Raw genomic sequence first — 20,380 nt, 5'->3', positions numbered from 1 at the left:
CCTAGCCTTTCACTCCGGTCAGGGTGACGCCCTCGACGAACGCCTTCTGGGCGAGGAAGAAGAGGAGGATCACCGGGGCCATGACGAGCACGGTCGCCGCCATGGTGAGGTTCCAGTTGGTGTGGTGCGCGCCCTTGAAGGACTCCAGCCCGTAACTGAGCGTCCAGGCGGCCGGGTTGTCGGAGGCGTAGATCTGCGGGCCGAAGTAGTCGTTCCACAGGGCGAAGAACTGGAACAGGGCGATGGCCGCGATCCCCGGCTTCGCCATCGGCAGCACCACCCGCAGCAGGGTGCGGACCTCGCCGCAGCCGTCGATGCGGGCGGCGTCGAGGTACTCCTCGGGGATGGTCAGCAGGAACTGGCGCAGCAGGAAGATGGAGTAGGCGTCGCCGAAGAGCAGCGGGACGATCAGCGGCCACAGGGTGCCGGACAGGTCCAGCTGCTTCGCCCAGAAGAGGTACATGGGGATGACGACCACCTGCGGCGGCAGCATCATCATGGCGATCACCAGCAGCATCGACAGCCGCCGGCCGCGGAAGCGGAACCGCGCGAGGGCGTACGCGACGGGCACCGAGGAGAGCACGGTCAGCGCCGTGCCCAGGCCCGCGTACAGCAGGGTGTTGCGCCACCAGGTGAGGAAGCCGGGGGTGTTCCACACCTTCGCGTAGTTGCCCCATTCCCAGGTGTCGGGCGTCAGGTCGCGGGTCAGCGCCTGTTGGTCGCTCATCAGGGAGGTGAGGACGACGAAGACGAAGGGGAGGACGAAGAACAGGGCGGCGGCGACCCCGAGGGCGTGCACGCCGATCCACTGGAGCACGGCCCCGCGGCGCGCGGCCGGGGGCCTCGGCGGAGTCACGGGCTCGGCCCCGTGCGCGGTCCGCGGCCCGGACACGACGACGGTCATCTCAGTCCCCCGCTTCGATCAGTCCGCCACGGCGGCGCATCAGGAGCGCGGTGCAGGCCATGGAGAGGGCGAACAGGACCAGCGCGACGACGCAGGCGGCGCCGTAGTCGAAGCGTTGGAACCCGGCGTTGTAGATGATCTGGGGCAGCGTCAGCGTGGACTTGTCCGGGTAGCCGGGCTCGAACTGCTGCCCCGAGCCGCCGATGACGCCCGCCGACACCTTTCCCGCCACCAGCGGCTGCGTGTAGTACTGCATGACCTGGATGACCCCGGTGACCACAGCGAACAGGATGATCGGGGAGATGTTCGGCAGGGTGATGTGCCGGAACCGGCTCCACGCCCCGGCCCCGTCCAGCTCGGCGGCCTCGTACTGCTCCCTGGGCACGTCGAGCAGGGCGGCCATGAAGATCACCATCAGGTCGCCCACCCCCCACAGGGCGAGCACGGTGAGCGCGGGCTTGGCCCAGTCCGCGTCCGTGAACCAGCCGGGCGCGGGCAGGCCGACCGCCTCCAGCGCGACGTTGACCGGGCCGGTGCCGGGGTTCAGCAGGAAGACGAAGGCCAGGGTCCCGGCCACGGGCGGCGCCAGGTAGGGCAGGGAGAACAGGGTCCGGAAGATCCCGGTGCCCGTCTTGATCCGCGTGATGAGCAGGCCGATGCCGAGGCCGAACAGGACCCGGCAGCCGACCATCGCCAGGACCAGCCACAGGGTGTTCCACAGGGCCGGCCAGAACAGCGGATAGTCCGTGAAGACGTACGTCCAGTTGTCCAGGCCGTTGAAGACGGGCGGGCGGAAGCCGTCGTACTTGGTGAAGGAGAAGTACACCGTGGACAGGAGCGGGTAGGCGAAGAAGAACGAGAACCCGATCAGCCAGGGCGACATGAAGGCCGCGGCCCGCAGGGCGGACCTGCGGCGCTTCGCCCTCAGGGGGTGCGTGCCGGCCATCGGGGTCACTTCGCCTTCGCGATGTCCGTGTCGATCTGCCGGTCGACCCCGGCGAGGCCGGCCGGGATGTCGGCCACGTCCCCCTTCTCGACCGCGTACGCGAAGTCCGTGAAGGTCAGTTGGTAGGTGCCGCCGTCGGCCTGGGCCGGGGTGGTCGTCGACTTCGGGTGCCGGGCGATGTCGAGGAACGTCTTGAACTCCGGGCTCACCCGCAGGTTCGGGGAGTCCAGCGCGGCCAGCGTGGAGGGCACGTTGTGGATGGAGTTGGCGAAGGCGACGACCGCCTCGGTGTCGGTGGTCATGTACTTGACCAGCTCCCAGGCGGCGTTCTGCTTCCTGCTCGCGGAGGAGATCCCCATGATCGTGCCGGAGAGGTAGCCCTTGCCGTAGTCGGCGATCCGGTCGTCGGGCACGGGCAGCGGCGCGGTGCCGATCTCGAACGCGACCCCGGCCTCCTTGGCCATGTTCGCCCGCCACTCGCCGTCGATCTGCATGGCCACGAGCCCCTTGTGGAAGGGGTGTTCCGCGCTCCACTCGTCGCCGAAGGTGCTGCGGAAGCGCTCCAGCCGCTCGTACCCGCCGAGCTTGGCGACCAGGTCCTTCTGCGCCGTCAGCATGTTCGCGAAGGCCGGGTCCTTGGACAGGTTGGCCTTGCCGTCGGCGGTGAAGTACGTCGGGCCCCACTGCGCGGCGAGGCGCATGGGCGTGGTCTCGTAGCCGTGGAAGGTCGGCATGACGCCCACCCGCTCGTACGAGTCCCCCTTCGCCTTGGTCAGCTGCTGCGCCACCTCGACGAACCGGCTCCAGGTCTTCGGCGGTTCCGTGATGCCGGCGGCCTCGAAGGCGTCCTTGTCGTAGACCAGACCGTACGCGTCGTTCAGCAGCGGAAGCGTGCACTGGTTGCCGTTGAACTGCGTGTACTCCAGCAGCGTCTTGGGGAAGACCTTCTCCTTCTCGATCCCGGACTTCCGCAGGAAGGGGTTCAGGTCGGCGAAGGCGCCGGAGTTGCAGAACTTGCCGACGCTGTCGGTGGTGAAGGAGGAGACCACGTCGGGGGCCTTGTCCCCGCCCGCCCGCAGCGCCTGGTTGATCTTGTCGTCGGTCATGTTGCCGGTGACCTTGACCTTGATGTTCGGGTGCGCCTTCTCGAAGCGCGCGATGTTCTCCTCGATGGCCTTGGTCTCGCCGGGAGCGGACCACCCGTGCCAGAAGGTGAGGGTGACGTCCGCCTCGGGGTCGTCCGCGGCGGTGGCGCCGCCCTGGCCGGTACAGGCGGTGGCGAGGACGGATATCGCGGCCAGGAGGGCCGCCGCGAGGGTCGGTCGTCCGGTTCTGGGCATGGCGGTGCTCGCTCTCTGCTGGAGGAACTTCCGGTGGGGGTGCCGATGCGCGGATGGGGCGTGGGCGTACGGGTGGGGCGTGGGGGGAGGGGCAAACAGGGGGGGAGGTGCGGGGCGGGCTCAGCGGGAGGTGTCGAAGACTTCCTCGCGGGTGGTGGCCAGGGCGCTCTCCAGGGCGCCGCGCAGCACGGGCCGGTCGACGACCTCGCCGGTGACCAGTCGGGGTCGGGAGGGCGCCAGTTCGGCGAGTTCGGTCTCCAGCAGGGCGCGCAGCGGTTCGCCGCCCGCGGTGATCACGGCCCCGGACAGCACCACGATCTCCGGGTCCAGTACGGAGACCAGCGAGGCCAGACCGGTCGCGAGGAGGGTGGCGTACGAGTGGAGGAAGCGCAGGTGCGCCCCCTCGGGCCGGTCGGCGGCCCGCCGCAGCAGGGCGACGCCGGCCGCCACCTCCGCCCCGGCGGAGGTCGCCGCCGCCTCGCCGGCATCCTCCGGCGGGGCCTCGACGCCGAGCCCGGCGGCCAGCGCCGGCAGCACCTGTACGCCGGCCAGCTCCTGGTAGCCGCCGCTGTTGGCCCGGGTGACCTGGCGGACCAGGGGGTGTCCGGGCACGGGCAGGAAGCCGACCTCGCCGGCTCCGCCGGTCCAGCCCCGGTGCAGCCGGCCGCCGAGGACCAGGGCGGCGCCGAGGCCCTCCTCGTTCCACAGCAGGACGAAGTCCTCGTGGCCCCGTGCGGCGCCGAGGCGCTGTTCGGCGACGGCGGCCAGGTTGACGTCGTTCTCGTACTCGACCGGCAGGGGCAGGGCCGTCGCCAGCTCGTCGAGCAGGGTGGGGGAGTGCCAGCCGGGCAGGTGGCTGGCGTAGCGCAGCCGTCCGGTGCGGGGGTCGAAGGCGCCCGGGGTGGCGATGACCAGCCGGCGCAGGTCCGTCAGGCCCAGTCCGGCGGCGGCGAGCGCCCCGTCGAGGGCCCCGGTGACCTGGGCGACGGCTTCGGTGCCCTCGGTGTAGGGGAGGGCGAAGCCGCCGACGATCGTCCCGGTGAGGTCGGCGACGGCGGCGAGGACCCGTTCGGGGGTGACGTCCAGGGCGCCGACGTACGCGGCGCGGGCGTTGAGCTCGTACAACTGGGCGTTGGGGCCGGGGCGGCCCTCGTCGGTGCCGGTGGCCAGGACCAGCCCGGCGGCCTCCAGCCGGGCCAGGAGCTGCGAGGCGGTGGGCTTGGACAGACCGGTGAGGTGCCCGATCCGGGTGCGGGACAGCGGGCCGTGCGTGAGCAGCAGCTCCAGGGCGGCGCGGTCGTTCATGGCGCGCAGCAGGCTGGGCGTTCCGGGTGTCGCTGCGGGCATGGAGCGGTCTCTCCCTCACCGAGAAGAACTGTTAGGTAAGTTTCCTATCGCGTTCCGGAGCCTGTCAATGGCACTGCCCCGCCGGATGTACCGACGGGGCAGGGCGCGGGTGGCGCGTGGCGGCGCGGGCCTACTTGGTGATCCGGGGCGCCTGCGGCGCCGGGATCGGGGCCGTGGCCAGGGACTGCGGCGAGGTCGGGTTGGCGAGGGCCGAGGGCGCGGCCACGGCGGCCGTCGGGTCGGGCTTCGCCTCCTCGTCCTCGTCGCCCGCCGGCAGGCCGCCGATGATCCGGATGCCCGCCGCGTCGAAGGCCTCCTTGATCCGCCAGCGCAGCTCGCGCTCGACGGCGAACTGCTGGCCGGGCATGGTCTTGGCCGACACCTTCACGGTCATGGAGGCCAGCAGCACCTCGTCCAGACCCAGCACCTCCACCGGGCCCCACAGGCGCTCGTCCCACGGGGACTCCTTGGCCAGGGTGTCGGCGACGCCCTTGATCACCTCGCGGATGTGCGCCAGGTTCTCCGACGGCCTGACCTGCACGTCCACGCCGGCGGTCGCCCAGCCCTGGCTGAGGTTGCCGATGCGCTTGATCTCGCCGTTGCGCACGTACCAGATCTCGCCGTTGTCGCCGCGCAGCTTCGTCACGCGCAGACCGACCTCGATCACCTCGCCGGAGGCCACACCCGCGTCGATCTTGTCGCCGACGCCGTACTGGTCCTCCATGATCATGAACACGCCGGAGAGGAAGTCCGTGACCAGGTTCCGCGCGCCGAAACCGATCGCCACGCCGGCCACACCGGCACTGGCCAGCAGCGGCGCCAGGTCGATCTTCAGGGCCGCCAGCACCATCAGCGCGGCCGTGCCCAGGATCAGGAACGAGGCCACCGAACGCAGCACCGAGCCGATCGCCTCCGAACGCTGCCGGCGGCGCTCCGCGTTGACCAGCAGACCACCCAGGGCGGTGCCCTCCACGGCCTCGGCGCCCGTGTTCATCCGGCTTATCAGCTTCGTCAGCGCCTTGCGGACCACCGACCGCAGCGCCGCCGCGATCACGATGATCAGCAGGATGCGCAGGCCGATGCTCAGCCAGGTGGCCCAGTTCTCCTCGATGAAGCTCGCGGCGTTCGTCACGCTCTCGGCGGCGTCGTCGGTCGTCGTCGCTGCCAAGGGGAGCAGGGTGGCGGGCGAGGGCACGGCGGGAACCTCCAGGCATAGCGGTCTGTCCGCCGGAAGGGGTGTGCGGACAGGCCAACCACACTAACGGGGCACGGGCCCCGACCTCGTGGTCGTGTTCGAGGGAGAGACCAGGCTCACCCGGGGACAGTGGAGGTGTGGTTGAAAACACCCCGGACCCGTTACGGGCGAGTGGTGGCGTTTCGACCGACCGTAAGGGGAGACTGGAAGGCAGATCGTCCCGGCGCGAGCCACGCGCCGCCGGCGTACAAGGAGGCAGTCCGTGCCGCACGTCCTGGTCCTCAACGCGTCGTACGAGCCCCTGGGCGTCGTACCGCTCCGCCGCGCGCTCGTCCTCGTCCTGGAGAACAAAGCGATCTCCCTCGAGGAATCCGGCGCCTTCCTGCACAGCGCGACCAGAGCGGTCCCCGCGCCCAGCGTGGTCCGGCTCAAGCGTTTCGTGCGGGTCCCCTACCGGGGGCCCGTTCCCCTCACCCGCCGCGCCCTCTTCGCCCGCGACGGCGGCCGCTGCATGTACTGCGGGGCCGTCGCCACCAGCGTCGACCACGTCATCCCGCGCAGTCGGGGCGGCCAGCACGTCTGGGACAACGTCGTCGCCGCGTGCCGCCGCTGCAACCACGTGAAGGCCGACCGGCACCTGCTGGAGCTGGGTTGGCGGCTGCGCCACCAGCCGGCCCCGCCGTCCGGCCTGGCCTGGCGGATCATCGGAACGGGGCACCGCGACCCCCGCTGGATGCCCTACCTCCAGCCCTACGGGGCCGACGACGCGCTCTCGCGCATCGGGGCCGCCGCGTCGTAGCGGCCGGGCCGGGCGAGGACCGGATCCAGGACCGGATCGAGGACGGGACCGAGGAGCGGATCGAGGAGCGGGGACCGGCAGGGCGCCGGGCCACCCGGGGCGGGCACCGGATCAGCCGACGACGGCGAAGGCCGAGGCGGACCACAGGCTGCACCCGAACCGGGTCGCCCGGCGCTCGCACGTCACCCGCAGGAAACGGGTGTCCGGCGCGTCCAGGCGGACGGCGTCCACACCACCGCGCGAGCTCACCGAGGCCCCCGGACGCCAGTTCACCCCGTCCGGGGAGGTCTCCACCCGGTACGCCGACGGGTAGGCGTCCTGCCAGTGCAGCGTCACCAGACCCACCCGGGCGGGCGCCGCCAGCTCCGCCTGCCACCACGCGCCGTCCTTCGCCGGGGACGACCAGCGGGTGGAGTCCAGGCCGTCGACCGCCGCCGAGGCGGGGAAGCGCGCGGACTCCTCGCCCGAGGCCGAGGCCCGCGCGGCGCGCAGCAGGTCGGGGCCACCCGTGCGCGGCACCGCCCGGACGGTGATCTCCCGCGTCTGCCCGTCGAAGACCAGCGGGATCCGGTACGTCCCGGCCGGCGTCCCCGCCGGGACGGTCACCTCCACCGGCACCGTCACCCCCGCCCCCCGGGGCACCACGACCTCCTGCGGGACCCGTACCTCCACCCCCGCCGGCGGGGCCGCCGACAGCGGGCCGCGCACCTCGCCCGGCGACAGCGCCGACAGCTCGACCGGCACCCGGCGGGCACTGCCGCCGATCTCGGCGTCGAGCGGGCCCCCGGAGGCCGGCTCGAACTCCACCCGGGGCCCGTCCGCGAACCACGGCACGACCCGGTGCACCACCGGGGCCGTCCCCGCCCACGCCAGGCGGACGGCGTCCGCGCGCACCCCGCCGGCGTCGGCCTGGGTCCAACCGGAACCGGCCGCGTCGGCGATCTTGCGCCAGCCCTCGCCCGGCACGTGGACCTCCACCACCGCGCCCCGCACCTCGGGGGCGGTCGGTTCGGTCATCACCGTCACCGCCGACAGGGCGCGCGGGGAGTCCAGCCGGACCGTCCACGCGCCGGGCTCCTCCCGTACGGCGCCGGCCGGGCGGGCCGCGCCCGTCCAGGCGTCCGCCTCCTGGGTCGCCCGCTTCAGGAACGGGTCCAGTACCGAGACGTCCACCCGGGCGCCGCCCTTCTCGCCCGCCGCGCGTCGCGCCGCCGCCAGGTCCCGGGAGGCCTGCCAGGCCGCCGCGCCGTCACCGCGCGCCTGGGCCCGCAGCAGGTCCACGGCCAGCTCGCCCGCCGTCCCGTAGCGCGCGAGCCGCTCCAGCCAGGGGCCCGCCTCCGCCGCCAGCGACGGCAGTCGGGACGGGGCCTCCCGCAGCACGGTGAAGGCCTCCCGCAGCCGGTCGGCGGCCCGGTCGGCCGCCGCCCGGTCGCCGCCGGAGCGCGCCCGCCAGAACTCCTCGACCAGCGGCCGCAGGTACGCCGACTCCTCCAGCCTGAGCCCCGACGAGGCCGTGTTCCCGGCCAGGGCCGCCAGCGCCGCCCGAGTGCGCGGATCCGGGCCCGCGAGATCGCGCACCGCGGCCGCCCAGGACTCGCCGGCGCGGTAGCCGCGCGGGTTCCAGGCGTAGTCCGCGGCCGTGAACAGCGCCACCCGCGACAGGGTGCCCTGGGGCATCGCGTTGGCCAGCACCGCCGCCGAGCCGCTCGCCACCGCGGGCTCGCGGCCGGCGGTCGGCCCGAGGAAGATCCGGCCCGGGTCCCAGTCGTTGACCGGGTAGTTGTCCATGGTGACCACCGGGTGCCCGAGCGCCGAACGGGCGCCCGCCAGCTCCGCGCCGGTGATGGTGCGCGGCACCACCCCCACGCCCGTCCAGGCCACCTCCACCCGCGGGTCCAGGGCCCCGGCCAGCGCCGTCCGGTAGGCGGTCGCGCCCTCCTGGAAGTACTCGGTCGGCAGCAGCGACAGCGGGGCCGCGCCCGGGTGGCGGGCGGCCAGGTGGGCCGCCAGTTCCCCGGCGACCTCGGCGTGCGCCTTCGCGGCGGCCGCCGGGCCGGTCCCGTAGCGGACGCGGTCGGCGCGGCAGCCCCACTCGGTGTAGCTGACGTCCTGGAACTGCACCTGGAAGGCCCGGAAGCCGAGCTCCCACATGGCGTCCACCTTGCGGGCCAGGGCTGCCCGTTCGTCCGCCGAGGCCAGGCACATGCCCTGCCCCGGCGACACGGCCCAGCCCAGCACCACGTGGTTCGCGCCGGCCCGCCGGGCCAGCGCCCGGAACTCCTCCTGCCGCTCCCTCGGGTACTCCGTGCGCCACGACGTCGTCCGGTACGGGTCGTCGCCGGGGGCCAGCAGCAGCCGGTTCTGCTTGGTGCGGCCCATGAAGTCGACCTGCGCGAGCCGCTGCGACGCCGTCCAGGGCTGCCCGTAGAAGCCCTCGGTGATCCCGCGGACCGGGGCGATCGGCCAGTCCCGGACCAGCATGCCGGGCACCTTCCCGGAGCCCGTACCCGTGCCGGAGCCGGCCGGCGCCCCCGCCGCGAGCAGTTGACGCAGCGTCTGCGCGGCGTGGAAGAGCCCGTCCGCGCCGACGCCGGCCAGCGCGACCGTGTCCCGCCCGCCGGTACGGCCCACCGCCAGCCGGTAGCCGCCGTCGGGCAGGTCCCCGGCGGCCGAGGCGCCCAGGGCGCGCAGCGCGACCTCCGCGTCCGACCCCTGGAGCCGTACGACGAGGCCCCGGTCGGGCAGCGCCTGCCCGGGGGCCCGCTCGTGCAGGGTCCGTACGCCCGCCGCGCGCAGAGCGCCCCGGACCACCTCGACGGCGTACGGGTCCGCCCCGGCCGGCGCCACCACCACGGCCTCGGAGCCCACCGGGACCTCCCGCCCCGGATCGGCGTGGGCCGACTGCGGCCGGGGCCACACGGCGGGGCCCTCGGAGGCGGTTCGCGGGGGGTCGGAGCCCGGGTCGAGGGGCGGGCCGGGGGCGGTCGCGCCGGCGGGGACGGCCCCGCCGGTCGAGGCGGCGCCGGGTGCGCCGGCGGGCCCGCCGGTGCCGGGGCCCGTCGGTGTCCCGGAGGCCGCGAGGAACCCGAGGGGGGCCGAGGCCACCGATCCGCCCCACAACGTACCGAGCACGGCGACCGCCGCGGCGGCGCTCCGCTTCCTGCCCCTGAGCTGCACGGAGCCTCCCCGTTCGGCTTCGCGGCGGCGCGGGCCGCCTCGCACGCGTGATCCCGAGCCCACCACCCGTGCGGCGGGGGTGTCAATGAGGGTGGGGTGATCTGACCGGGAACCTTCAGGAATGCGGTGCCTCCGACTGGGTATGGCTGCGGTGTTCCTCGGCGGTGTTGCATGGGTGGATCCGGTCTTCGCGCACGAAGGAGTGCTCCCATGAATGCCCGTACCGCCACCGCCCCCGCCTCCACCCCCGCCTCCACCACCGTCACCCGTGCCCACGCACCGCTCGCCCACCTGCCCGCCCAGTCCGGGCCGGCGGAGGGCCCCCTCACCAGTGAGCCCCCGCTGACCGGTTCCGCGTTCGCGCCGCTGACCAGCGAACCCCCGCTCGCGGACGAGGCCCCGCTGACGAGCGAGCCCACCCTCCCCGCCGCGACCGCCGCGGGCTTCTAGACAGGGACATCGATGGACGACCTCGCCCGGCTCGCGGCCCACCACGGCGTCGCCGACAGCTACCGGCCCGCCGAGGAGGTCACCGTCGAGGTGCCCGACGCCACCGTCCGGGCGGTCCTCGCCCTGATGGGCGTACCGGTCGACACCGAGGAGGAGGTCCGGGCGTCGGTCGACGCCGCCGAGCGGGAGCGGGCCGAGCGGCCCCTGCCGCCGACGGTGGTGCACTGGCGCGGCGAGGACGCCCCGCGGGCGCTGGCCGAGCTGCCGCCCGGGACCCGGCTGCGGGTGACCCTGGAGGACGGCGCCGGCGAGGTGGCGTGGGACCCCGGACTGCCCCTCGGGGTGCACCGCCTGAGCGTCCGCACCCCCGACGGGCGCACCGCCGGGGCCACCCTGATCGTGGCCCCGGACCGGGCCCCGACCGCCCCGGAGCGGGCCCACGGGCTGCTCGTCCAGCTCTACTCGCTGCTCTCGGAACGCTCCTGGGGCATGGGGGACCTGGGCGACCTGGCGGAGCTGGCCCGCTGGGCGGCCCGCACCCACGGCGCCGACTTCGTCCAGGTCAACCCGCTGCACGCGGCCGTCCCCGGCACCCCGAGCGACCCCTCCCCCTACCGCCCCTCCTCGCGCCGCTTCCCGGACCCGGTGCACCTGCGGATCGAGGACGTCCCCGAGTACGCCGCCTGCCCCGAGCGCGAAGCCCTCGCCGCCCTGGCCGAACGGGGCGGCCGGCTGCGCCGCGAGGTGCTGGAGAAGGGCGCGCTGATCGACCGGGACGCGGTGTGGGAGCTCAAGCGGGCCGCCCTGGAACTGTTGTACGCCGTCCCGCGTTCTCCCGTACGGGAGGCCGCCTGGCGCGCGTTCCGGGCCGGACAGGGGGAGGCCCTGGAGCGGCACGCCGCCTGGTGCGCGACCGCGGCCGGGGAGGACCCGCGGGAGCGGGCCGACTTCCACGCCTGGCTGGTGTGGCTGACGGACGACCAGCTGACGGCCGCCCAGCGGGCCGCGCGGGAGGCCGGGATGGCCATCGGCGTCGTGCACGACCTGGCCGTCGGCGTGCACCCCGACGGCTCGGACGCGCTCACGGCGCCCTTCCACGCCCGCCGCGCCGCCGTCGGCGCCCCGCCCGACGCCTTCAACGCCCGCGGCCAGGACTGGGGACTGCCGCCCTGGCGGCCCGACGCCCTGGAGCGGGCGGCGTACGCCCCCTTCCGGGAACTGCTGCGCGGCGTGTTCCGGTACGCGGGAGCGCTGCGCATCGACCACGTGATGGGCCTGTTCCGGCTCTGGTGGATCCCGGAGGGTACCCCGCCCGCGCGGGGCGCGTACGTCTCCTACGACGGCGAGGCGATGCTGGCCGTCCTGGTCCTGGAGGCGCACCGGGCCGGGGCCGTGGTCGTCGGCGAGGATCTCGGGACCGTCGAGCCGCGGGTGCGGCGCGCGCTCGCCCGGCGCGGGATCCTCGGCACCTCCGTGCTGTGGTTCGAGCGGGACTGGTCGGGCGACGGAGAGCCGCTCGCGCCCGCCGACTGGCGGCGGGACTGCCTGGCCACGGTCACCACCCACGATCTGCCGCCCACGGCCGCGAAGCTGACCGGGGGCCACGTCGAACTGCGCGACCGCCTCGGCCTGCTGACCCGCCCGCTGGACGTGGAGCGCGGCGAGGACGCCGAGGACACCGCGGGCTGGCTGGGCCTGCTGGACGGCCTCGGGTTGGAGACCAAGACCGAGGAGGCCGCCGTACGGGCCCTGTACGCCTTCCTGCTGCGCACGCCCGCCCGGCTGGTCGGCGTATGGCTGCCGGACGCGGTGGGGGACCGGCGGCCGCAGAACCTGCCGGGCACCTGGGACCAGTACCCAAACTGGCGGTTGCCGATCGCCGACGGGGCGGGCCGGCCGCTGACCCTGGAGGCGCTGACGGCCTCTCCCCGGGCGAACGCCCTGCTGAGCGCGGTGCGGGAGGGGGCGCACCCCCGTACGGCACCCCCGGGCGCGCGCCCGCTTTAGGTGTTCGCTACGTTTGCACCGTGGACAAGAAGAACGCTCTGCGCGCCGGCGCCGTCACGGCCGGAACCGCGCTGATGATGCTGCTGATGACGTCTCCCGCCCTCGCGCTCACCCGCGACGACGGCGACGACCCGGGTCCGGGCCTGAGCATTGGCGAGACGCTCGGCCTGTTCGTGGCCGCTCCGATCGTGCTGTTCCTGGTCATCACGGGTCTCGTGATGGTCGGCGACAAGTCGCGCAAGCAGCAGAACGCGGGCTGACACCGGCCCGATCGGGGACCGTCCGACCGGACGGTCCTCCTTTCGACTTCCGGGCGCCGGAGGTCCGTGGAGCCGCCTTCGGGCGTGCTCCCGTGACCTCCGGCGCCTTGTCGTGCCCCGGAGCGTGCCCCGGATCGCGCTCCGGGGCACGCTCAGGATCCCGCTGCGGATCCCGTTCGGATCCCACTCCGGCATCCCCGCCCGTTCCCCGGCGTGATCAGGCCGGGACGTCGGCCAGGAGCCGGCGCAGCAGGTCCGAGAGCGCTTCGACCTCCTCGGGCGCGAAGCCGGTGAGCGCGGCGCGCTGCACTTCGAGACCCGCGGTGACCGCCTGGTCGACGACGGCCAGTCCGCGCTCGGTGATCGTCACCTGGAGCGCCCGCCGGTCGTGCGGATCGGGGCTGCGGGTGAGCAGTCCGGCCTTCTCCAACTTGTCCAGGCGGCCGGTCATGCCGCCGGTGGTGAGCATGAGCGTGGCGGACAGCTGGCGGGGCGAGAGCGTGTAGGGGGCTCCGGATCGGCGCAGGGTGCCGATGACGTCGAACTCCCCGCGGGAGATCCCGTGGCGGCCGTAGGCGTGCTCCATCGCCTCGCCCATGGCTTTGGAGATCCTGTAGATCCGCCCGAAGACGGCCATAGGGGCGGTTTCGAGTTCGGGTCGCACCGCGTACCACTGGGCGATGATCGCGTCGACGGCGTCCTTGCTGGCCTCGGTCATGGCGTCAGTATCCGGTTCCACTTGTTCGTTCGCAAGAAAGTTGCTTGACGAAAAGTAGCTTAGGGGTAAGCTACTTCCAAGTGAGCTACTTGGGGGAGTCAGTGATGAAGCGGTTCGGGAAGACGCGGTCCGGGAAGGCGCCGGAAGCGCGCGTGGCGGGGGAGAGGTCCCTGCTCGTGGGCGTCGGGATCAGCTCGATCGGGATCGGCATGTACATCCCGTTCTCGCTCGTCTTCTTCCACCACGTCACCGGCCTCTCCTTCGCCCTCGTCGGACTGGTCCTCACCGTGACCGGCCTCGCCGGACTGGCGTTCATGCCGCTGGCCGGCTCCGCGATCGACCGGTTCGGCGCCCGCCGGATCAACCTGGTCCTCTACGCGGTCCGCGCCCTCGGCTTCGCCCTCTACCCCTTCGCGCACTCCCTGCCGGCCTTCGCCGCCGTCGCGCTGTTCACCGCGCTCGCCGACCGCTCCTTCCCCGTCGTCCAGCAGTCGCTGATCGGGGAAGTGGCGCGCGGCGCCGCCCGCGACCGGCTCCAGGCCTCCCTCCGGGCCCTGCAGAACGCCGGCATGGGCGCGGGCGCCCTCCTCGTCTCCGGGGTGCTCGCCCTGTGGGGCACGGGCGGCTTCCAGTACACCGCCTGGGGCAACGCCCTCGCCTTCGCCCTCGCCGGACTGCTCGTCAGTCGGGTCCGCCCGGTCCGCGACGCCGAGGCCGACGCGGCCGGCGCCCCCTCCGCGAAGCGGGCGCCCGCCGGATACCGGATGGTGCTGCGCGACCGTCCCTTCCTCGGCCTGACCGCCGCCAACTTCCTCACCGCGCTGGGCTACGCCGCCCTCTCCGTCCTCTTCCCGCTCTACATCTCCACCTGGCTGCGCGGGCCCGACTCCCTCACCGGAGCCGCCTTCACCGTCAACACCGTCCTGTGCGCCGGCATCGGCGTCCTGGTCGCCGGCCGCGTCCGCCGCTCCGGCGCCCGCCGCACCCGCTCCGCCGCCCTCGGCTCCCTGCTCTTCGCCGCCGCCTTCATCGGCCAGATCGTCCTGGGCACCCTGCGCCCCGGCCAGACCGTCACCCTGGTCGCCCTGCTGGCCATCGTGGTCGTCTACACCCTCGGGGAGCTGATCCACAGCCCCTCCGGCGGCGCCCTGTCGGTCTCGGCCGCCCCCGAAGCCGTCCGGGGCCGCTACCTCGCCACCTACCAGCTGTCCTACTCCCTGGCCACCGCCCTCGCGCCGTCCCTGTTCACCGCGCTGCTCTCCGTCGACGGCCGGCTGCCGTGGGCCGTCCTCGCCGTCGCCGCCCTCGGCGCCGCGTACGCCCTGCTGAGGCTGGAGCGCCGGCTGCCCGCCGGGGCCGTGTACGCCGCCCCGCCGCTGACGGCGCCCGCGGTGACCCCGCGGCCGGCGCGCCCCGCCGCCGCCCCGGCGGCCTGAGCCTCCGGACCGCCGGACCGCCGGACCTCCGGACCGCCGGACCTCCGGACCGCCGGACCTCCGGACCTCCGGACCGTCCGACCGTCGACCGCCGGGCCGCCCCCGAACCTCCCTTTCGCCCGAGCCGTACGAGGAGTCACCGTGAACCGCCTCGCCACCGTCGCACTGACCGCGCTCGCCCCGATCTCCTGGGGATCCACCTACGCCGTCGCCACCGAACTCCTGCCGCCCGACCGCCCGCTGTTCACCGGGGCCATGCGGGCCCTGCCCGCCGGACTGCTGCTGGTCGCGCTCTCCCGGACCCTGCCCAAGGGCGACTGGTGGTGGAAGTCCGCCGTCCTCGGCACCCTCAACATCGGCGCCTTCTTCCCGCTTCTGTTCCTCTCCGCCTACCGCCTGCCCGGCGGGGTCGCCGCCGTCCTCGGCGCCGCCGGACCGCTGTTCGTCGTCGGGCTCGCCGCCCTGTTCCTCGGCGAGCGGGCCAGGGCGCGCACCGTACTGGCCGCCGTGGTCGGGGCGTTCGGCGTCAGCATGGTGGTGCTGAAGGCCGAGGCCGCGCTCGACCTCTTCGGCGTGATCGCGGGCGTGATCTCCTCCGCCTCCATGGCGGCGGGCACCGTGATGACCAAACGGTGGGGCCGCCCCGAGGGGGTCGGTCCGCTGGCGGTGACCGGCTGGCAGCTCACCGCCGGCGGGCTCGTCATCATCCCGATCGCCGCCCTCGTCGAGGGGGCGCCGCCCGCGCTCGACGGCAAGGCCTTCCTCGGCTACGGCTACATGATGCTGATCAACACCGGGATCGCGTACTGGCTCTGGTTCCGCGGCCTCGGCCGTCTCACCGCCACCTCCGTCACCCTGCTCGGCCCGCTGTCCCCGCTCACCGCCGCCGTCATCGGGTGGGCCGCGCTCGGCCAGTCGCTGACCCCCGTCCAGCTGATCGGCATGGCGATCGCCTTCGGCGCCACCGTCGTGGGACAGCTCCCGGGCCGCGAGCCGGAGCCCGCCCGGGAACCTTTCAGCTCAGCTGAAGGAACTGATCGAAATGATTCGATGGACCTGGGTAATGCCGAGGTGCGACGGTAGGGCGGACCCACCCACCACCACACCCCGAGGGGGAGACCACCCGTGGCCGTCGAAGGCGCCCGTACCGTCACACAGGAACCGCGGCAGGAGCGGCCGCAGGACCGGCCGCGGGGCGGGCCCGAGGGCCGCCCCGCCGGCCCCGGCACGGGCGGGACCGGCGGAAGGTTCACGGGGGCCGCCGGACTCGGCGTCCTGCTCGCCCTCGTCGCGACGGTCGTCTGGTCCGGCAGCTTCGTCGCCACCCGGGGCATGGCCGACACCGTCCCGCCCGTCCAGGCCGTCTTCTGGCGCTGGGTCATCGCCGCCGTCGTCGTCTCCCCCTTCGCCGCGCGCCAGGCCTGGAGGCAGCGGGCCCTGATCCGCCGCCACATCGGCTACGTCGCCCTCGCCACCCTCTTCGGCGTCACCCTCTACAACACCCTCGTCCACCAGGCCGGACTGACCACCTCCGCCGCCAACATGGGCATGATCATGGCCGCCTCGCCGGTCATCATGGCCGGCTACGCCCGCCTCGGCGGCGAACGGCTCGGCGCCCGCCGCACCTTCGGCCTGCTGCTCGCGGCCCTCGGCGTCCTGCTCTTGGTCGGAGACGGCTCGATCGGCTTCGACTTCGGCGCCGGCGACCTGTGGATGTTCGCCGCCGCCCTCTCCTTCGCCACCTACAGCGCACTGCTCAAGCGCAAGCCCGTCGAGATTGGCGGACTCGCCTTCCTGATCACCACCTTCGTGCTCGGCGCGCTGATGCTGGCCCCCGCCTACGCCGTCTCCGTCACCGTCCAGGGCGCCTTCACGCCCACCCCCGCCACCCTCGGCCAACTCCTCTACATCGGCGTCTTCTCCTCCGCCGTCGCCTTCTTCGCCTGGAACAAGGCCATCACCCTCATCGGGGCGGCCCGCGCCGGAGTCGTCTACTACCTCCAGCCGGTGTGCGTCGCCGGGCTCGGCCTGCTGCTGCTCGGCGAGGAGACCGGCCCCGCGCAACTGCTGTGCATGGCGCTGATCCTGGGCGGGGTCGGACTGTCGAGTGTCGCCCGGCGGTAGCTTCGGGTCCGTGACCGAATGGGACCTGAAGAAACTCCGGATCCTGCGGACCCTGGCCGACCGGGGCACCGTGACCGCGACGGCCGAGGCGCTGCACATGACGCCCTCGGCCGTCTCGCAGGCCCTGACCAACCTCGCCCGGCAGGTGGGGGTGCCGCTGCTGGAGGCCCAGGGGCGACGGGTACGGCTCACCGACGCGGCCCGCCTCGTACTGCGGCACACCGAGACCGTGTTCGCCCAGCTGGAACGGGCCGACGCCGAACTCGCCGGGTACCTCGCGGGCGAGGCCGGCGAGGTGCGGGTCGGGGCCTTCTCCACGGCGGTCCCGGTGCTGGTCGTCCCCGCCGTGGCCGCCCTGAGGCGCAGCCACCCGGGCATCGAGGTCCGCATCCGCGAGACCGAGGCCGCCGAGTCCTGGGAGCTGCTGTCCACCCGGGACGTGGACCTCGCGCTGTCCCTGGCCCCGCACGCGCCGGTCGGCGGCGACCCCCGCTTCACCCGGGTCACCCTGCTGGAGGACCCTCTCGACGTGGCCCTGCCGCCCGACCACCCGCTGGCCGCCGCCCCCGACCTGCGACTGGCCGACCTGGCGGCGGAGCGGTGGATCTACGGGGGCAGCGGCCCCTGGTCGGAGATCACGCGCGGTGCCTGCGAGGCGGCGGGCTTCGTGCCGCAGCGGGCGCACACGGCGTCCGGGTGGACGGCGATCCTGGCCATGGTGGAGGCGGGGATGGGCGTGGCCCTGGTCCCCCGCATGGTCTCCGCCCGCGCCTCGGGCGTGACCGTACGCGTCCTCGACCGCGACCGGCCGACCCGCCACGTCATCGCCGCGCTGCGGCGCGGCGCCGAGAGCGGGCCCGCGGTCTCCCGGGTCCTGCGGGCCCTGCGCACGGCGGCCGAGAGGCTCGCGCAGACCTCGTAGGAGCGCGAAAGGGGGCGCGGTCGGGCCGCGCCCCCCCTGACCGGTGAGGGTCAGCCGCGGTCGGCGGCCGCCGCGTCGGCGGCCTGGGCGCGCAGGGCGCGCTCCACACCGGCGCGGGCCTCCGACACCAGACGGCGCAGACCCGCGTTCGGCTCGGCCGAGGCCAGCCAGGCGTCCGTGGCGTCCAGGGTCTCGCGGGAGACCTGGAGCGACGGGTAGAGGCCCACCGCCACCTGCTGCGCGATCTCGTGGCTGCGGGTGTCCCAGACCTCCTTGACCCGCTCGAAGTACGTGGCCGCGTACGGGGCGAGCAGGTCGCGCTGGTCGGTCTGGACGAAGCCGCCGATCACCGCCTCCTGCACCGCGTTCGGCAGGTCGCCGGAGTCCACCACCGAGGCCCACGCCTCGGCCTTGGCCTCCCGCGTGGGACGCGCGGCGCGCGCCGTGGCCGCGTGGCGCTCGCCGGCGGCCGTGGCGTCCCGCTCCAGCTCGGCCGCGACGGCCGGCTCGTCGAGGGTCCCGGTCGCGACGAGGCGCTCCAGGAACGCCCAGCGCAGCTCCGTGTCCACGACCAGGCCCTCGACGGTCGCGGAACCGTCCAGGAGCGCGGCCAGGTACGTCAGCTGCTCCTCGGTGCGGGCCGTGGCCGCGAAGGCCCGGGCCCACGCCAGCTGGTGGTCGCTGCCCGCCTCGGCCGCGAGCAGGTGCTCGCGGGTGGCCTCGGTCCAGGTCGCGAGGCCCTGCTCGCGCCACGCCGGGTCGGCGTACAGGTCCACGGCCAGCTTCACCTGACGGTGCAGGGACTGCACGACGCCGATGTCCGACTCCTTGCCGATGCCGGACAGCACCAGCGCCAGGTAGTCGCGGGTCGCCAGCTCGCCGTCGCGCGTCATGTCCCAGGCCGAGGCCCAGCACAGCGCGCGCGGCAGCGATTCGGTGAAGTCGCCGAGGTGCGCGGTGACGTTCGCCAGCGACACCTCGTCGAGGCGGACCTTGGCGTACGACAGGTCGTCGTCGTTGAGGAGCACGACCGTCGGGCGGGCCCGCCCGACGAGCTCCGGCACCGCCGTCAGCTCGCCGTCGATGTCCAGCTCGATCCGGTCGGTGCGGACCAGCTTGCCGTCCTGGAGCTCGTACAGGCCCACCGCGATGCGGTGCGGGCGCAGGACCGGCTCGCCCTTGGCGCCGGCCGGCAGGGCCGGGGCCTCCTGGCGGATCGCGAAGGCGGTGACGGAGCCGTTCTCGTCGGTCGTGATCTCCGGGCGCAGGACGTTGATGCCGGCCGTCTCCAGCCACGCCTTCGACCAGGCCGTCAGGTCGCGGCCGGAGGTCTCCTCCAGCGCGCCCAGCAGGTCGGACAGGCGCGTGTTCCCGAAGGCGTGCGCCTTGAAGTACGCCTGCACGCCCTTGAAGAAGGCGTCCTGGCCGACGTAGGCCACCAGCTGCTTGAGCACCGAGGCGCCCTTGGCGTAGGTGATGCCGTCGAAGTTGACGAGGACGTCGTCCAGGTCACGGATGTCGGCCATGATCGGGTGCGTGGACGGCAGCTGGTCCTGCCGGTACGCCCAGGTCTTCATGGAGTTGGCGAACGTGGTCCACGCGTGCGGCCACTTCGAGCCCTCGGCGTAGGCCTGGCAGGCGATCGAGGTGTACGTGGCGAACGACTCGTTCAGCCACAGGTCGTTCCACCACTCCATGGTGACCAGGTCGCCGAACCACATGTGCGCCAGCTCGTGCAGGATGGTCTCGGCGCGCACCTCGTACGCCGCGTCCGTCACCTTGGAGCGGAAGACGTACTGGTCGCGGATGGTGACCGCGCCCGCGTTCTCCATCGCGCCCGCGTTGAACTCCGGGACGAAGAGCTGGTCGTACTTGGCGAAGGGGTAGTCGTAGGCGAACTTCTCCTGGAACCAGTCGAAGCCCTGCCGCGTGACGTCGAAGATCGCGTCCGCGTCGAGGAACTCGGCCAGCGAGGGGCGGCAGTAGATGCCGAGCGGGACGGACTGCCCGTCCGGGCCCTCGTAAGAGCTGTGCACCGCGTGGTAGGGGCCCACGATCAGCGCCGTGATGTACGTCGAGATCCGCGGGGTCGGCTCGAAGGCCCACACGCGGTCCTTCGGCTCCGGGGTCGGGGAGTTCGAGATGACGGTCCAGCCCTCGGGAGCCGTCACGGTGAACCGGAACGTCGCCTTCAGGTCGGGCTGCTCGAAGCTGGCGAAGACCCGCCGCGCGTCCGGCACCTCGAACTGGGTGTACAGGTAGGCCTGCTGATCGACCGGGTCGACGAAGCGGTGCAGGCCCTCACCGGTGTTCGTGTACGCGCAGTCCGCGACGACGCGGAGCTCGTTGTCCCCGGCGGCCAGGTGCTTCAGCGCGATGCGGGAGTCCCGGAAGACGGCGGCCACGTCGAGCGACTTGCCGTTCAGGACGACCTCGTGCACGGCGGGCGCGACCAGGTCGATGAAGGTCTCGGCGCCGGCCTCGGCGGACCGGAAGCGCACGGTGGTCACGGAGGGGTACGTGCCGCCCTCCTGCGCACCGCTGAGATCGAGTTCGACCTCGTACGAGTCGACGGTGAGCAGCTTCGCCCGCTGCTGAGCCTCTTCACGGGTGAGATTCGTGCCAGGCACGCGGTCATCTCCTTTGATGGTGACGTTGCCCCGCCATCCTTCCACGCGGGCCACGTCACCGGGCAGGAGTAATCCACGGGCGAACGCCGCGTCCGTTTTCCGCCGGCTCCGCCCCGTTCGCGTGC

The 20,380-nt window shown here is 73.7% G+C and carries 16 protein-coding genes; 8 read left to right on the top strand and 8 right to left on the bottom strand.

All coding sequences use genetic code 11. From position 1 onward, the window contains the following. Position 1: 1 nt before the first annotated feature. The 5 genes from ACZ6ZI_RS03425 to ACZ6ZI_RS03405 form a co-directional block, all read right to left on the bottom strand. The gene (locus ACZ6ZI_RS03425) at positions 2-904 is read right to left on the bottom strand and encodes a carbohydrate ABC transporter permease (RefSeq protein ID WP_469515184.1); all 903 of its coding nucleotides are present in this window, start codon (positions 902-904) and stop codon (positions 2-4) included. A gap of 1 nt (position 905) precedes the next feature. Further along, positions 906-1,850, bottom strand: coding sequence for a carbohydrate ABC transporter permease (locus ACZ6ZI_RS03420; RefSeq protein ID WP_363054346.1), 945 nt, complete (start codon positions 1,848-1,850; stop codon positions 906-908). A gap of 5 nt (positions 1,851-1,855) precedes the next feature. Then, complete coding sequence (locus ACZ6ZI_RS03415; protein ID WP_469515180.1) at positions 1,856-3,190, bottom strand: ABC transporter substrate-binding protein; 1,335 nt, start codon at positions 3,188-3,190, stop codon at positions 1,856-1,858. A 120-nt stretch (positions 3,191-3,310) separates the two neighbouring features. Continuing rightward, complete coding sequence (locus ACZ6ZI_RS03410; protein WP_469515177.1) at positions 3,311-4,537, bottom strand: ROK family transcriptional regulator; 1,227 nt, start codon at positions 4,535-4,537, stop codon at positions 3,311-3,313. Between the two features lie 130 nt (positions 4,538-4,667). Continuing rightward, positions 4,668-5,732, bottom strand: coding sequence for a mechanosensitive ion channel family protein (locus tag ACZ6ZI_RS03405; protein WP_469515174.1), 1,065 nt, complete (start codon positions 5,730-5,732; stop codon positions 4,668-4,670). A 262-nt stretch (positions 5,733-5,994) separates the two neighbouring features. On the opposite strand from ACZ6ZI_RS03405, the gene ACZ6ZI_RS03400 reads away from it, so the two are divergent. Next, positions 5,995-6,531, top strand: a complete 537-nt coding sequence (locus ACZ6ZI_RS03400; RefSeq protein WP_363054342.1) for an HNH endonuclease — start codon at positions 5,995-5,997, stop codon at positions 6,529-6,531. Positions 6,532-6,642: 111 nt separating this feature from the next. On the opposite strand, the gene ACZ6ZI_RS03395 is transcribed toward ACZ6ZI_RS03400, so the two are convergent. Then, positions 6,643-9,708, bottom strand: a complete 3,066-nt coding sequence (locus tag ACZ6ZI_RS03395; RefSeq protein ID WP_469515170.1) for a beta-N-acetylglucosaminidase domain-containing protein — start codon at positions 9,706-9,708, stop codon at positions 6,643-6,645. Positions 9,709-9,918: 210 nt separating this feature from the next. On the opposite strand from ACZ6ZI_RS03395, the gene ACZ6ZI_RS03390 reads away from it, so the two are divergent. The 3 genes from ACZ6ZI_RS03390 to ACZ6ZI_RS03380 are packed head-to-tail and all read left to right on the top strand — an operon-like array spanning position 9,919 to position 12,425. Then, complete coding sequence (locus tag ACZ6ZI_RS03390; protein ID WP_469515165.1) at positions 9,919-10,158, top strand: hypothetical protein; 240 nt, start codon at positions 9,919-9,921, stop codon at positions 10,156-10,158. A 12-nt stretch (positions 10,159-10,170) separates the two neighbouring features. Next, the gene (locus tag ACZ6ZI_RS03385) at positions 10,171-12,165 is read left to right on the top strand and encodes a 4-alpha-glucanotransferase (RefSeq protein WP_469515162.1); all 1,995 of its coding nucleotides are present in this window, start codon (positions 10,171-10,173) and stop codon (positions 12,163-12,165) included. A gap of 20 nt (positions 12,166-12,185) precedes the next feature. Continuing rightward, a complete protein-coding gene (locus ACZ6ZI_RS03380) occupies positions 12,186-12,425 on the top strand; it encodes a hypothetical protein (protein WP_363054338.1) in 240 nt (79 codons plus the stop codon). 217 nt (positions 12,426-12,642) lie between these two features. On the opposite strand, the gene ACZ6ZI_RS03375 is transcribed toward ACZ6ZI_RS03380, so the two are convergent. After that, positions 12,643-13,143: a MarR family winged helix-turn-helix transcriptional regulator gene (locus ACZ6ZI_RS03375; RefSeq protein ID WP_469515159.1), complete on the bottom strand. Its 501-nt coding sequence runs from the start codon at positions 13,141-13,143 to the stop codon at positions 12,643-12,645. Positions 13,144-13,295: 152 nt separating this feature from the next. Here ACZ6ZI_RS03375 and ACZ6ZI_RS03370 point away from each other — a divergent pair, with 152 nt between their 5' ends. From ACZ6ZI_RS03370 to ACZ6ZI_RS03355, 4 genes are all read left to right on the top strand, one after another. Then, a complete protein-coding gene (locus ACZ6ZI_RS03370; protein ID WP_469515155.1) occupies positions 13,296-14,579 on the top strand; it encodes an MFS transporter in 1,284 nt (427 codons plus the stop codon). A 141-nt stretch (positions 14,580-14,720) separates the two neighbouring features. Next, positions 14,721-15,662, top strand: a complete 942-nt coding sequence (locus ACZ6ZI_RS03365; RefSeq protein ID WP_469515152.1) for an EamA family transporter — start codon at positions 14,721-14,723, stop codon at positions 15,660-15,662. A gap of 42 nt (positions 15,663-15,704) precedes the next feature. Further along, positions 15,705-16,703 carry a DMT family transporter gene (locus tag ACZ6ZI_RS03360; protein ID WP_469515149.1) on the top strand — a complete coding sequence of 333 codons (999 nt, stop codon included), beginning with the start codon at positions 15,705-15,707 and terminating at the stop codon, positions 16,701-16,703. A 10-nt stretch (positions 16,704-16,713) separates the two neighbouring features. Further along, positions 16,714-17,625 (top strand): LysR family transcriptional regulator, encoded by a 912-nt coding sequence (locus ACZ6ZI_RS03355; RefSeq protein WP_469515145.1) that lies wholly within the window; start codon positions 16,714-16,716, stop codon positions 17,623-17,625. Between the two features lie 50 nt (positions 17,626-17,675). Here ACZ6ZI_RS03355 and pepN read toward each other — a convergent pair whose 3' ends face one another. Next, complete coding sequence (gene pepN / locus ACZ6ZI_RS03350) at positions 17,676-20,255, bottom strand: aminopeptidase N (RefSeq protein WP_469515142.1); 2,580 nt, start codon at positions 20,253-20,255, stop codon at positions 17,676-17,678. Positions 20,256-20,380: the final 125 nt, after the last annotated feature.

It is taken from the genome of Streptomyces sp. NPDC103540 (assembly GCF_055584445.1).
This window is presented reverse-complemented; position numbering and strand designations above follow the sequence as displayed.